The following is a 13577-nucleotide window of genomic DNA, read 5'->3' as shown; positions in this document are numbered from 1 at the left end:
AGACTTCTACTCAGGAACACGATTTTGAAACATCTGAACGATCCAAAAATCATTGTCGCCCTCGATTTTCCTGCTCAGGCTCCGGCATTGGCGCTGGCCGACCAGCTCGACCCGGCCAAATGTCGCCTGAAAGTAGGCAAAGAGCTGTTCACGCGCTCGGGTCCGGAGTTGGTGAAGGCTCTGCATCAACGTGACTTTGAAGTCTTTCTCGATCTCAAGTTCCATGATATTCCGAATACCACCTCTGCTGCTGTGGCGGCCGCGGCGGAGTTGGGCGTGTGGATGGTGAATGTACACGCTTCCGGTGGCGAGAAGATGATGGTCGCTTGCCGTGAACGCCTGGAAGCCTATGGTGCCGACCGTCCGCTTCTTATAGCGGTGACGGTACTGACCAGTATGTCTGATGCGGATCTCGCGGGCATTGGTATTGCCGGGTCTGCTGAAGCCCATGTCTCCCGCCTGGCAACCCTGACTAAGAACAGCGGCCTCGACGGCGTTGTTTGTTCAGCTCAGGAAGCTCCGCGTTTGAAGGCAGAGCAGGGCAGCGATTTCCAGTTGATTACCCCAGGCATTCGTCCACTGACCGCCGACAAAGGCGACCAGCAGCGGATCATGACCCCCACCGATGCCCTTAAAGCGGGCTCCGACTACCTCGTTATCGGTCGGCCTATTACCCAGGCGCCGGATGCTCTGGCGGCTTTGGAGGCGATCTATGCCGAGGTGGTTTCGGTTTGAGGTTTTCCGCCAGTTCCTAGCCTGCTTGCGTCGTACTTGTGCCATGGATGGTGTCCCCTCCCGAAAACCGCTACAAGCACATCCGTGTGCGCTTCACTCCGGCCATCCATGGCCTCCGAAATTTTCGGGAGGGGACACCATCCATGGCACGCTATCCTTGGTGGCGCCTATGGAGGTTGCTGTAGATCTTCTTTAGAAACAAAAAAGCCCGCTAATTCATAGAATTAGCGGGCTTTCGAAATAGTGGCTCCCCGACCTGGGCTCGAACCAGGGACAAACGGATTAACAGTCCGTTGCTCTACCAACTGAGCTATCGGGGAACATCGTCGTGTGACGAGGCGCGTATATTAGGCTGACCAACGCACCTCGTCAACCCCTTTATAGAAAAAAATTATCCAAGCGCCTTTTGCAGACGCTCCACGGCCTTTTGCAGGTTATCCATGCTGGTCGCAAAGCTCAGGCGCATATGGCCCGGGCACCCGAAAGCAGAGCCTGGAACCAGAGCCACGCCAGCTTCTGACAATAGCTTCTCGGCAAACTCCACATCTGTACTGACACCTTCAGCGGCATCAATCGCAGCCTGGAAGCTGGGGAATACATAGAAAGTACCATCGCCGTTCAGGCAATCCACGCCGGGCAGCTTGTTCAGTGCGGCGACCAGCCAGTCGTGACGTTCCTTGAAGGCTGTAACCATTTCACCCACACAAGCCTGGTCACCGTCCAGAGCAGCCGTAGCAGCTGCCTGCGAGACCGAGCAGGGGTTGGATGTGCTCTGGGACTGGACTTTCTTCATGGCGCCGATGATTTTCGCCGGGCCAGCGGCGTAACCGATACGCCATCCAGTCATCGAGTAGGCCTTGGAGACACCGTTCAGCACAAACGTGCGCTCGTACAGTTCCGGACACGCATTGAGGATGTTGCAGAACGGCTTTCCGGTCCACAGTATCGGCTCATACATATCATCTGTGGCAACCATGATGTTCGGGTGCTTCTTCAGAACCTCGCCAATCGCCTTCAGCTCCTCCATGGTGTAAGCCATGCCGCTTGGGTTGGATGGGCTGTTAATCACGAACAGGCGGGTGCGCTCGGTAATGGCGCTCTCCAGTTGCTCTGGTGTGATCTTGAAGCGGGTCTCGGCGGTGGTCTCGATGATTACCGGCTTGCCTTCGGCAACCAGAACCATATCTGGATAGGATACCCAGTAAGGTGCCGGAATGATTGCTTCGTCGCCGGCGTTCAGTGTGGCCAGCGCCAGGTTGAAAAAGCTCTGTTTGCCACCACTGCTTACCAGGATCTGGTTCGCTTCGTATTCCAGGCCGTTATCCCGTTTGAACTTCGCAATAATCGCTTTCTTCAGGGCAGGCGTACCATCTACGGCGGTGTACTTGGTCTGGCCGTTATTGATGGCCTCAATGGCTGCCTGTTTGATGTGATCCGGGGTATCGAAGTCGGGCTCGCCAGCGCCCAGGCCAATAATGTCCTGGCCAGCCGCGCGGAGTTCTGCGGCTTTATTGGTGACTGCGAGGGTGGGGGAAGGCTTGATCGCCTGTACTCGGCTGGAAAGTTGAAGGTCCAAACTTGAGCTCCTTAAAGCTGCGTCTTATTGGGCTGCGATCGGCCGGGCAACTGGAGCCAGAGGTTACGGGCTGATTTTCACCCAGCCGTCGATCGCACAGATGGTATCATGAAGCAGCCAGAACACTAAATTTCTTGAGGATGCGACTGAAATAAATCCGCCGCATCTGCAAAGCAGAGGTTAAATCGCCAGCTATGGCCAAGACAGCGTCCAGCGCAAAGCAAGGTGTCTTTCGAGTCGATTCGCCCTACAGCCCCGCCGGGGATCAGCCCAAAGCTATTGCCGGGCTGGTGGATGGCATTGAGTCGGGGTTGGCTCACCAGACATTGCTGGGGGTAACCGGGTCCGGTAAAACGTTCACCATTGCCAACGTGGTGCAACAGGTGCAGCGGCCGACCATCATCATGGCCCACAACAAAACCCTGGCGGCCCAGTTGTACGGCGAGTTCAAGGAGTTTTTCCCGGACAATGCGGTGGAGTATTTCGTGTCTTATTACGATTACTACCAGCCGGAAGCCTACGTGCCATCGTCAGATACGTTTATCGAAAAAGACGCATCCATTAACGAACACATTGAACAGATGCGCTTATCGGCGACCAAAGCCTTGTTGGAGCGGCCTGATGCGATCATCGTAGCCACTGTGTCTTCGATCTACGGTCTGGGTGACCCCCAGTCCTATCTGAAAATGATGTTGCACCTTGATCGCGGGGATCAGATCGACCAGCGGTATATTTTGCGCCGGTTGGCGGAACTGCAGTACACCCGTAACGACATCGAGTTCCACCGTGCCAACTATCGGGTTCGGGGGGATGTGATTGATGTTTTCCCGGCGGAATCTGAAAAGGAGGCGATTCGCATCGAGCTATTCGATGACGAGGTGGAAAACCTGAGCTATTTTGATCCGCTCACCGGTGAAGTCCTGCGTCGGGTACCCCGGGTGACCATCTATCCGAAGTCCCACTACGTAACGCCGCGTCAGACGGTACTGGATGCGGTGGAGCACATCAAAGAAGAGCTCGACAAGCGTTTGGCGCAGCTGCGGGACAACAGCCGCCTGGTGGAAGCCCAGCGGCTGGAGGAGCGTACTCGTTACGATATTGAGATGATGCTGGAACTGGGCTACTGCAACGGCATCGAAAACTACTCCCGGTATTTGTCGGGCCGCGAGCCTGGTGCGCCGCCACCCACCTTGTTCGACTATCTGCCACCGAATGCGTTGCTGGTGGTGGACGAATCCCACGTGACGATCCCGCAAATAGGCGCCATGTACAAAGGCGACCGATCCCGAAAAGAGACGCTGGTGGAGTACGGGTTCCGCCTGCCTTCGGCGCTCGATAACCGGCCCATGCGGTTTGAGGAGTGGGAGCGGATTGCGCCGCAAATGATCTTTGTGTCGGCCACCCCAGGGGTTTACGAGGCCGAGCACGCCGGACAAGTGGTGGAACAGGTGGTGCGCCCGACCGGACTGCTGGACCCGGAAATCGAAGTACGGCCCGCCTCAACCCAGGTGGACGATTTGCTGTCTGAGATTCACAAACGGGTGAAGGTGGAAGAGCGCGTATTGGTGACCACTCTGACCAAGCGAATGGCGGAGGATCTCACTGACTTCCTGATGGAGCATGATATCCGGGTGCGTTACTTGCATTCGGACATCGACACGGTGGAGCGGGTGGAAATTATCCGGGATCTGCGCCGGGGCGAATTCGATGTGCTGGTGGGCATTAACCTGCTCCGGGAAGGGCTGGATATGCCGGAAGTCTCGCTGGTGGCTATTCTCGATGCCGACAAGGAGGGCTTCTTGCGTTCCGAGCGTTCCCTGATCCAGACGATCGGGCGTGCGGCCCGAAACGTGAACGGTAAGGCCATTCTATACGGCGACAAGATTACCGGTTCCATGCAGCGCGCCATCGACGAAACCGAGCGCCGCCGCGCCAGGCAGGAGGCCCATAACGAGGAGCATGGCATTACGCCCACCGGGCTGAACAAGAAGATTGCCGACATCATGGAAGGCGCGGCCGGTGGTGGTCGTGGCAGACGCAAAGCTGAGCGTCCGGGCCAGAAAGCGGCGGAAGAGTCCGAGGATTATCTGGTCAAGGCGGGTAACCGTTCGCCGGAAGAGGTACTGAAAGATGTCGCCCGGTTGGAAGACGACATGTACAAGGCCGCCGCCGACCTGGATTTCGAAACCGCCGCCCGGCTTCGGGATCAGGTGGCAGAGCTCAAGGAAGCGGCTCTGAGGACCGGTTGATCAGGGCCGTTTCGGGCCAACAATCACCGCCGCCTGCAGGGGCTGGTTACGGCCATAACGGGACATCCGATCGAACACCCGGCGGTCGATGGGCAAATATTGTTTGTCGGCCACGGTTTCGCCTTCGTCGGTATCGATTTCCGGATCGTGCAGATACACAAAGTCGTCATCAATGGCGCACACGGTCACCCAGTGGGGCACCCGGCTGCGGTTTAACTGCCAGGTGCTGATCAGAATGACCGGTATCTGGCCTTCATGCAGGGCATCGGCCATGGCTTCCAGGGTCAGTGGATCGTGATGCAATTGAATGCCGGTCTGCCCGATGTCGTGTACAAAGCCCTCGTGCACCAGTTCCAGTACCCGCTTTTTGTCTTCGTTGCGTACGGTATCCTTGAACAGAGCGCCTTCCTGGCTAATCCAGGCACTGGCTTCAAACCCCCGATTCCAGGCGGCCAGGGCTAGCCCGTGGGGGCCGCAGCCGCCGTGCCCGGCCAGCATAAAAATGGTGGTCGCTTCGCGCCAGATTTTCAGTTCCTCCAGCGTGTTTACCGGTTGCTGTTCATCCAACGCCGCCATCGCCATGATCAGCGCCGACGGGCCACAGGTAAACTCGGTGGTTTGCGGGTAGTAGGGCACCGGCACAAAGTCCTGTGACGGCTCGTAGTAAAGAATGCGGCGCTCAAATCGTAGGGCTGTACCGTGGTCTTCGTAATAATCGCGGTAGGTACCGAACTGGCGGTAGCCCAGGCGACGGTAGAGTGCGATGGCGCCCGCGTTATCTTCTCGGACTTCCAGGCGCATGATGATGCGGTCGGCTTCCACCGCTTCTTTCTCAGCATCCCGTACCAGCAATTCACCCACCCCTCGGCCTCTTGCTGTGGGAGAGACGGCAATCGAGTATATGCGGGCCAGTCGTGTTGCCACGTTCATCAAGACCAAGCAGTAGCCCACCAGCTCGCCATCCAGTTCGGCAATGATCAGCCGGTCCCTGGGCATTTCCAGAAAGCGCCGGAAGCTGCGACGGGATATCCGGTCCTCGGTAAAACAACGGTTCTCCAGCTCAACAATGGCATTCAGGTCGGAGGACTCGGCTTGGCGAAGACGAACATCGTGCATGGCGGCGACACTCTGGGTACGCAAACAATCAAGGCGCCTGGCGGGCGCCGGTAGTGTCGCTATTATGTAAGACAGAAGCCGTTTTCGCATAGGCCCCGCTGGTGCGTAAAAGCACGGATTACCGGCGGATTGTGCGAACCCGGGTTCGGGCGTATTGTTGCGAAAATCATCCGGCCTTGCCTTCAGGGAGGAACGCCGATCCATGTCCCGTTTGCTTATTGTTGTTGACCGCGCCAAAGACTGGGCACCTTATTACCCCAGTGACGACGTACTTACCTTTGATCAGTACCTGCAGTTTACCGCGCCCGCCAACAGCCGGGTAAGGGTGATCAACCTGTGCCAGAGTGCCCGGTATCTCAGCCGGGGCTACTACTGTTCATTACTGGCCGAGGCCCGCGGGCATCACGTGGTGCCGTCGGTGATGACACTCAATGACCTGAGCCGCAAGGGGCTGTTTTCTCTGGAACTGGAAGAGCTCGACAGCAGCGTTATCCAGTGGCTGGAAAAATCAGCGTCGAAGATCGATCCGGCAACGGATGCCCGGGATGCTACCCACGAAGTGCGGATTCGCACCTATTTTGGCCAGGCTGAACACCCGGACTTGAAGCCGGTTGCCCGGGCCCTGTTCGAGCGGTTTCCCTGCCCGATTCTGGAAGTGGTGTTCCGCCACCGCAAACAGTGGCAGATTGAATCCATGAAACCGGCAGCCCCGGCAGATCTGGCCGAGCAGGAGCAGGACCTGTTTGCCAGTGCTCTGGATCGCTTCAGCAGCATTGTCTGGCGCAAGCCGCGCACCCGCAGGCGTTACCGGTTTGATCTCGCGATGCTGGTGAACCCGGAAGAAGAGCTGCCACCAAGTGATGAAGCGGCACTGAAGCGGTTCGAGCGGGCAGGGCGCAAGCTCGGCATTAACGTGGAGCGCATTACCCGGCGGGATTACATGCGCCTGCCGGAATACGATGGCCTGTTCATCCGCGAGACCACTGCCATCGACCACCACACCTATCGCTTTGCCCGCAAGGCAGAGGCAGAGGGTTTGGTGGTGATTGATGACCCGGTGTCGATTCTGCGCTGCACCAACAAGGTGTTTCTGGCGGACTTGCTGAAGAACAACAAGGTGCCAACCCCGAAAACCCTGATTTTGTCGAAGGATCAGAGGGATGCCGCCAAGCAGGTGAGCGAGCAGCTGGGTTTCCCGGTGGTGATCAAGATTCCCGACGGTGCCTTCTCCCGGGGCGTGATCAAGGCCAAGGATGAAAAAGAACTGGCCACCGGGTTGCGGGATCTGTTCCGGCAGTCGGCACTGGTGCTGGCCCAGGAGTACTTTTACACGGATTACGACTGGCGCATCGGGGTGCTCGGCGGCCGCGCTATCTATGCCTGTAAGTATATGATGGTGAAAGGTCACTGGCAGATCTACCAGCATGGTGGTGCCACTGTTGAAAGTGGCGGCTTTGAAACCATGCCCACCTATGAGGTGCCGCGCAATGTGATTCAGGCTGCACTGAACTCAACCCGTTTGATCGGCAACGGCCTGTATGGGGTGGATATCAAGCAAGCGGGTAACCGGGTTGCCGTGATTGAAGTGAACGACAACCCAAGTATTGATTCCGGTGTGGAAGATAAATTCCTTGGTGGTGAGCTCTACACGCTGGTCATGCAGGAATTTCTGTCACGTATGGAGGACAATCGCCGAAAATGACTTGCGGTCGTTACGGCGCTGCCACCCAAACCCGAACACTGCCAAACCAGGTATAATCTGCCAGCAGACCCCGAACCCGCTCTGTCGTGAGTTCGGAGCCCGGATGGTTTACATCCAGCAGGATTTCAAGATGAATACGGTTCTTTAGATAATGCAGCCTAATGCGGCTTTGTGCCGGTAACTCACCCAGGGCTTCCGCCAGAAGGTGCTGGAGATCCTCTCTGCTTGGCAACGAAGGTTCGGTCGTGTGTTGCGCTTTCTCGTCATTCTCGGCATCGATATGAAAGTTGATGTCGAGGATGTTATCCAGCACCTGGCGCATACCATCAACCACCCGCATACCAATCTGGTGGCCCTCTGAAACGCTGATCTCCGGGCGTACCACCAAATGTACATCGAGCAGGATATCCTGCCCCATCCGTCGGCTGCGTAACTCATGAACATTGCGCACGCCGTCGGTTTCCATGGCGATTCTCCGTAATGCCAGAACCTCCTCTTCAGACAGCCCGGTATCAATCAGTTCCTTCACGCTGTCCCAGCTGAACTTCCAGCCAATGTGGATGATGATTCCGGCAATAAAAACGGCCGCAATGCCGTCTAGCCAGGTCAAACCGAGCATGGCGCCCACGGTAGACAACAGAACCACAACCGAGGAAAACGCATCGGTGCGGCTGTGCCAGGCGTTGGCTATCAGTAGGTCGGAGCGGATGCGTTTGCCGACACGGCGGGTATAGCGGAAGATCCACTCCTTTCCCAGTACAGATATTGCGGCGGCAACGAGTACCGGCCAGCCGGGCGCTGGCAGTTCGGTGCCTGCCAATACCCGCAGCAGATTCTCCCAGGCCAATGCAGCCCCAACAGCAATCAGCAGGCTTCCCAGCAGCAGTGTGCCAAGCGTTTCAATGCGCTGGTGCCCGTAAGGGTGATCTGCGTCTGGTGCTTTGCGTGAAAGACGCATAACGGCAAGCACAACCCAGTCGGAGGCAACGTCGGTAAACGAATGTATGCCATCGACCAGCAGGGCCTGGGAATGGAATACAGCACCGGCAGCGACTTTGATCACCCCAAGCACGGCATCGAGAACCATGCCGATAATGGTAACTCTTGTCGCGGCGTGCTTTTCGGTTTCGAGGTGCTCGTGGGGGAAACTGGCAGGCTGGCCGGGCTGTTCCATGTCGGCTACTCCAAAGACTGTATCGATTGGAGGCAGTATAGCGGCTAATCCGTGCAGTTTGGGCGAAATTAATGACGATTCGGTGTTTGATTTATGCACATGATGACAAAGCGTTTAGTCATTAACACTTTGTCAGCGAATGGGTCAATTGGTATTTATGTCTTTATAAGTCATTGATAATAATGAACTAAATAACTGGTCAAAAAATGATCAATCTGTAGGCTGGCGCAGTTATCAAGGCTTGGCGCTGTGTGCCCAAGAATTTTCAACAGACTTATCCACAGAATCCGTGGAAAAGCCATTCCAGCCAGCATGGGGTGCGGGTTTGTGAAAAATACCGGTTTCGGGAGGATGGTGTGGAAAACTTTCGGTATACTCCCGCCACCCCGAAAAAGGAGTTCCCCGATGTACGCCCTGGTTCGAAATATCCTGTTTCGTCTGTCTCCTGAGCAGGCTCATAACATTGCGCTCAGCGGTCTTGATCTTGCCAGCAAAGCAGGCCTGCTTAAAGCCTTTGTCCGCTCTCCCGCGCCCGCGCCAGTCAAGGTGATGGGGCTGGAATTTCCGAATCCGGTTGGCCTTGCCGCCGGGCTTGACAAAAACGGTGATCATATCGATGCCCTGGGAGCACTGGGGTTTGGCTTTATCGAGGTGGGCACGGTAACGCCGTTGGCACAGCCTGGTAATCCGAAGCCGAGAATGTTCCGGTTGCCGGAACATCAGGCGATCATTAATCGTATGGGTTTTAATAATGAGGGCCTGGAGCACCTGATTGCCAACGTGCGGAGCCGTCGTTATCGAGGCATTCTGGGTATTAATGTGGGCAAGAATAAAGACACGCCCAACGAGCAGTCCGAGCAGGACTATCGTAAAGGCATCGCGGCAGTGTATCCCTACGCCGACTATATAACGGTAAACGTGTCTTCGCCCAACACGCCGGGCCTGCGAGATCTGCAATTCGGGGATTCGTTAAAGCAGTTGTTGCATGCAATCAAAGATGAGCAAACCAAATGCCAGGCGCGGCAAAACCGGTATGTCCCCATCGCGGTAAAAATCGCACCGGACATGGATGATGAGGGCATCCGCTTTGTTGCCCACGCTTTGCTGGATTCTGGTCTGGACGGGGTCATCGCCACCAACACCACCATCAGTCGTGAGGCGGTGAAAGGTCATGTACACGAGCAGGAAGCCGGAGGGCTCTCCGGCACGCCGGTGCGGGAAGGCTCTCTGCGGGTGATCCGGGGGCTGTACGAAGTGTTGGGGGATCGGCTACCTATCATCGGCGTGGGTGGCATTACCGACGGTGAAAGCGCGGCAGAAAAGATTCGGGCGGGTGCCAAACTGGTGCAATTGTATACCGGGTTTATCTATCGCGGTCCGGCGTTGATTGAAGAGGCCGCCGACGCGATTCGCAAGGCCCAATAGCTAGGTTGCACGTGGCAGAAAACTGGGCTCAGAGAAGGGTAGGGGATTGTTCCGGGCCGGGAGGAAACAGAAGGTGGGCCCGCTGAGCGGGCCCTTGCGGGGAATGAACCCCGTAGCGCTTCTTCGCATGGTACGGGGCGGGAGGCCCCGTTTGGGTTTTTCTAATTACTGCTCTGATTGTAAAATGTGTAGAAAGTGACAAAAAACAGATCAGGGTCAAACAGGGTTGACCACTACCGCGATCAGGTTGCGGTGACTGTGGCCAGTTTGTGGATGCCGGAGACGCCGGTCATGCCCTCCCAGTTATCGGTGCGGCCTTCTCGCCACCCATTCAGCCATTCCTGTCGAACTTCGGGCTGATCAATCGGGCAGCTGTCTTTGGATTTTCCGGACACGCCAGCGAGATAACCCCGCTTGAATGCACGAGCGTAAACGTCTCTTTTCTGTCTTTTCATGCCGTTCCTCACTGATGGATTAACAGAACAAGCGTGTACACTTCTGCAGTGACCATGGCTGGGATTTCCTCTCCGGGATAACCCACTATTGCCAGTTCCGGCCAGAGCAGTCAGGATCCTGTTAACGGGGCGTTTTTTTGCGCCCCGGGAAGACGCGTCAGGTACAAGGTAAGACGAATCTCGCTTGGAAGTACACTAATATATTCGTCTATAAAATAGTTTTTATATTCTTTTTTGGAATTGATTGCGGTGGGGCCTGTGGTCTTTCGCTGCCAATCCGCAAACTTACCGGTTTCCGGCTAAAATCCAGGAGTTTATTTTGCCCAAGTATGTCTTTTTTGTAACCTGCCCCAAAGGTGTCGAATATCTCCTGGCGGACGAAATGGGCGGTTTTGGCCTGTCGCTTATCCGCAATGCACCGGCCGGTGTCTGGCTTGAAGGAGACCTTGAAGCGGGATACCGGGCCTGTTTGTGGTCGCGCCTGGCAAACCGGGTGATTCTGCACCTGGCGGAAGTGGATGCCCGGAGTGCGGACGAGTTGTACGAAGGCGTGGTGCGGCAGGAGTGGCAGTCTCATATCCCTGCCGGTGGCAGTTTCAAGGTGAGTTTTTTGGGGCAGAACGAAGCCATTCGCAATACCCAGTTCGGAGCCCAGAAAGTCAAGGATGGCATTGTCGACAGTATCCGGGGCGCGGGCGCCCCCAGGCCCTCGGTTGCCCAGAAAGAGCCGGACGTAGCGATTTCTGCCCGTCTTAACAGGGGCCGGTTGTCGCTTGGTATCGATATCAGTGGCCACAGCCTGCATATGCGGGGTTACCGGACAGACAAAGGGCTGGCGCCGCTGAAAGAGAACCTGGCAGCGGCACTGTTGATGCGGGCGGGCTGGCCGGAAATTGCAGCCAATGGCGGCGATTTTGTCGACCCTATGTGTGGTTCCGGCACGCTGGTGATTGAAGCTGCGCTGATGGCGCTGGATATCGCCCCGGGCCGCAAGACTGAGCGCTTCGGGTTCGAAAAGTGGCCTGGTCACCAGCCTGAGCTTTGGCTGGGCCTGCGGCAGGAAGCGGAACGCCGAGCCCACGAAGCGAAGCAGAAGCGGATACCGGCCTTTGCCGGGTATGACCAGGATAGCCGTGTGATCGCCACTGCCTGGAAAAACATCCAACGGGCCGGGCTTGAGGGTGTCGTGCACGTGGAGGCTCGTTCCGTGCAGGAGTTCACCCGCTTGGCAACCTGGGCAGAAACCGGCCTGGTTCTGAGTAATCCGCCATACGGCGAACGCCTGAGTGAGCGTAAGGAGTTGGCAGGCTTGTACCAGTCTCTGGGCGAGAGCATTCTGCGTGGAGTGCCTGGCTGGCGACTGGGGGTTTTTACTGGCGCGCCGGAGTTTGGTAAATCGGTCGGTTTGCGGAGTTTCAAGCAGTACAAGCTGTTCAACGGAAAGCTCCCTGCCCAGCTACTGTTGTTTGAAGTAACGGCTGAAAACGCCAGAACGCCCCGCGACCCGGATGCTCAGCGAGGACTTTTGCCCCGCATTGTCAATGAAGAACGCGCCGCCATGCTGCGCAACCGGCTGAAGAAAAATGTTAAATCCATTGGTCAGTGGGCCCGCAAGCAGGGCATTAGTTGTTATCGGCTGTACGATGCGGATATGCCTGAATATGCGGTAGCTATTGACATCTATGAGGGCCAGGTACATGTTCAGGAATACGCAGCCCCCAAGTCTGTTGATGATCGCGCCGCCCGTGAGCGCTTGGCGGAAGCGCTGGCGGTAATACCTGAGGTGCTGGAAGTATCGCCCGGCAATATTGTTTGCAAGCAGCGCCAGCGTCAAAGCGGCACTCAGCAGTACGAAAAGCAGGCGGCCAGTGGCGAGTATTTTCAGGTACAAGAACACGGATGTGTGCTGAAGGTGAATTTGAAAGACTACCTGGATACGGGGCTGTTTCTGGATCATCGTCCGGTTCGGCACTGGATTCAGAAGAATGCCGCAGGTAAGCGGTTTCTGAACCTGTTCTGTTACACCGGCGCTGCCAGCGTGCATGCGGCGGTGGGTGGTGCCACCCGCTCGCTCAGCCTGGATATGTCGAAAACCTACGTGAATTGGGCCCAGGAAAATCTTGCGTTAAACCGGGTGGATCCGCGTAAGCACATTGTCGAACAGGCCGATTGCCTGGCCTGGCTGGCCGATAGAAGTACCCGTGACCAGCGGTTTGACCTGATTTTTATGGATCCGCCGACGTTTTCGAACTCTGCAAGAATGAAAGGCGTTCTCGACATCCAGCGGGATCACGCGACCCTGGTTCGCCAGTGCATGGAGCGGTTGTCCAGTGATGGTTTGTTGATTTTCTCAAATAATTTCAGAAAGTTTCGCCTCGATGAAGCTCTGGCGTCAGAGTTTGAGGTGGCGGAGGTGAGTGCCAGCACTCTCGATAAGGATTTTCAGCGCAATCCGAAAATCCATCGTTGCTGGCACATCCGGCATCAGAACTCATAGCGAAAGCCGGACGAAAACTGGAAGGCATTGACGCCACTGTCAGTGTCTTCAAACAGTTTGCCAGCCTCCAGCACCAGGTAGGTATCTGGCATCAGTTCCAGATCTATACCGGCGAGCCAGCTGACGCTGAACCCGCTGCCGGGGTAGTCGCCTTCAAGCATTCGGAACCGGGCGTTGTTGTCTTCTTCGGCGTTTGCCAGTTTGGCTTCGCCACTGATGTGGCTGAAGCCAGCCTGCAAATAGACGTTGCCCAGATGGCCAAGAGGGTAATGGATACCCATGTACCAGCTGCCGAAATAATCCACCGCAAGCGCCAGGTCGCCCCCTGTGATATCGGCATCCGCGTAACCCGCTCCCAGGCGAACTTCGGCATGTATCAGCTTGTTCAGGTGGCCGCCAATAACCACAGTGCCAGCCTGGCCCCAGCCGTCTTCTGCCGGGGTTCCTACCGACCGGTGTTCGATGGCGGTGATCAGCAGCCCGGCGTAGTTTTTATCAGACCGGGGGGCGTCCTCTGCGAAGGCCGTTGTACCGAATACACTGCAGAGAAGAAGGCCGGTGCCGAGGGAGCGGGAAAGGGCTTTATTCATTGTTATCGGGCGTCCTGTCAGCCAATTTGCACGCCCGATTCTGCCTTTTGTAACGCTG

10 protein-coding genes and 1 tRNA gene are annotated in these 13577 nt (G+C 56.6%); 5 read left to right on the top strand and 6 right to left on the bottom strand.

Features of this window, described 5'->3' with window-relative positions:
• Positions 1-24: 24 nt before the first annotated feature.
• Positions 25-735 (top strand): orotidine-5'-phosphate decarboxylase, encoded by a 711-nt coding sequence (pyrF, locus tag C7H09_RS19510; RefSeq protein ID WP_106765723.1) that lies wholly within the window; start codon positions 25-27, stop codon positions 733-735.
• Between the two features lie 244 nt (positions 736-979).
• Here pyrF and C7H09_RS19505 read toward each other — a convergent pair.
• Positions 980-1055: transfer RNA gene (locus C7H09_RS19505), tRNA-Asn, on the bottom strand.
• Positions 1056-1126: 71 nt separating this feature from the next.
• Positions 1127-2311: a pyridoxal phosphate-dependent aminotransferase gene (locus C7H09_RS19500; RefSeq protein ID WP_106765722.1), complete on the bottom strand. Its 1185-nt coding sequence runs from the start codon at positions 2309-2311 to the stop codon at positions 1127-1129.
• A gap of 194 nt (positions 2312-2505) precedes the next feature.
• On the opposite strand from C7H09_RS19500, the gene uvrB reads away from it, so the two are divergent.
• The gene (gene uvrB, locus C7H09_RS19495) at positions 2506-4560 is read left to right on the top strand and encodes an excinuclease ABC subunit UvrB (RefSeq protein WP_106765721.1); all 2055 of its coding nucleotides are present in this window, start codon (positions 2506-2508) and stop codon (positions 4558-4560) included.
• On the opposite strand, the gene rimI is transcribed toward uvrB, so the two are convergent.
• Complete coding sequence (gene rimI, locus C7H09_RS19490; protein ID WP_106765720.1) at positions 4561-5676, bottom strand: ribosomal protein S18-alanine N-acetyltransferase; 1116 nt, start codon at positions 5674-5676, stop codon at positions 4561-4563.
• A 202-nt stretch (positions 5677-5878) separates the two neighbouring features.
• Between rimI and C7H09_RS19485 the strand changes: the two genes are divergently transcribed.
• Positions 5879-7378 (top strand): RimK family protein, encoded by a 1500-nt coding sequence (locus C7H09_RS19485; RefSeq protein WP_106765719.1) that lies wholly within the window; start codon positions 5879-5881, stop codon positions 7376-7378.
• 10 nt (positions 7379-7388) lie between these two features.
• Here C7H09_RS19485 and C7H09_RS19480 read toward each other — a convergent pair whose 3' ends face one another.
• Positions 7389-8552, bottom strand: a complete 1164-nt coding sequence (locus C7H09_RS19480) for a cation diffusion facilitator family transporter (RefSeq protein ID WP_106765718.1) — start codon at positions 8550-8552, stop codon at positions 7389-7391.
• 405 nt (positions 8553-8957) lie between these two features.
• Here C7H09_RS19480 and C7H09_RS19475 point away from each other — a divergent pair, with 405 nt between their 5' ends.
• Positions 8958-9977 carry a quinone-dependent dihydroorotate dehydrogenase gene (locus C7H09_RS19475; protein WP_106765717.1) on the top strand — a complete coding sequence of 340 codons (1020 nt, stop codon included), beginning with the start codon at positions 8958-8960 and terminating at the stop codon, positions 9975-9977.
• A gap of 242 nt (positions 9978-10219) precedes the next feature.
• Here C7H09_RS19475 and rmf read toward each other — a convergent pair whose 3' ends face one another.
• Positions 10220-10432, bottom strand: a complete 213-nt coding sequence (gene rmf / locus C7H09_RS19470) for a ribosome modulation factor (RefSeq protein ID WP_106765716.1) — start codon at positions 10430-10432, stop codon at positions 10220-10222.
• A gap of 319 nt (positions 10433-10751) precedes the next feature.
• On the opposite strand from rmf, the gene rlmKL reads away from it, so the two are divergent.
• Positions 10752-12929, top strand: a complete 2178-nt coding sequence (gene rlmKL / locus C7H09_RS19465) for a bifunctional 23S rRNA (guanine(2069)-N(7))-methyltransferase RlmK/23S rRNA (guanine(2445)-N(2))-methyltransferase RlmL (RefSeq protein ID WP_106765715.1) — start codon at positions 10752-10754, stop codon at positions 12927-12929.
• Here the strand turns inward: rlmKL and C7H09_RS19460 are convergent.
• On the bottom strand, positions 12917-13519 hold the full coding sequence (locus C7H09_RS19460; protein WP_106765714.1) for an outer membrane beta-barrel protein: 603 nt from the start codon (positions 13517-13519) through the stop codon (positions 12917-12919). The genes rlmKL and C7H09_RS19460 overlap by 13 nt on opposite strands.
• Positions 13520-13577: the final 58 nt, after the last annotated feature.

This window comes from Marinobacter fuscus (assembly GCF_003007675.1).
In the GTDB taxonomy this organism is placed as follows: Bacteria; Pseudomonadota; Gammaproteobacteria; order Pseudomonadales; family Oleiphilaceae; genus Marinobacter; species Marinobacter fuscus.
This window is presented reverse-complemented; position numbering and strand designations above follow the sequence as displayed.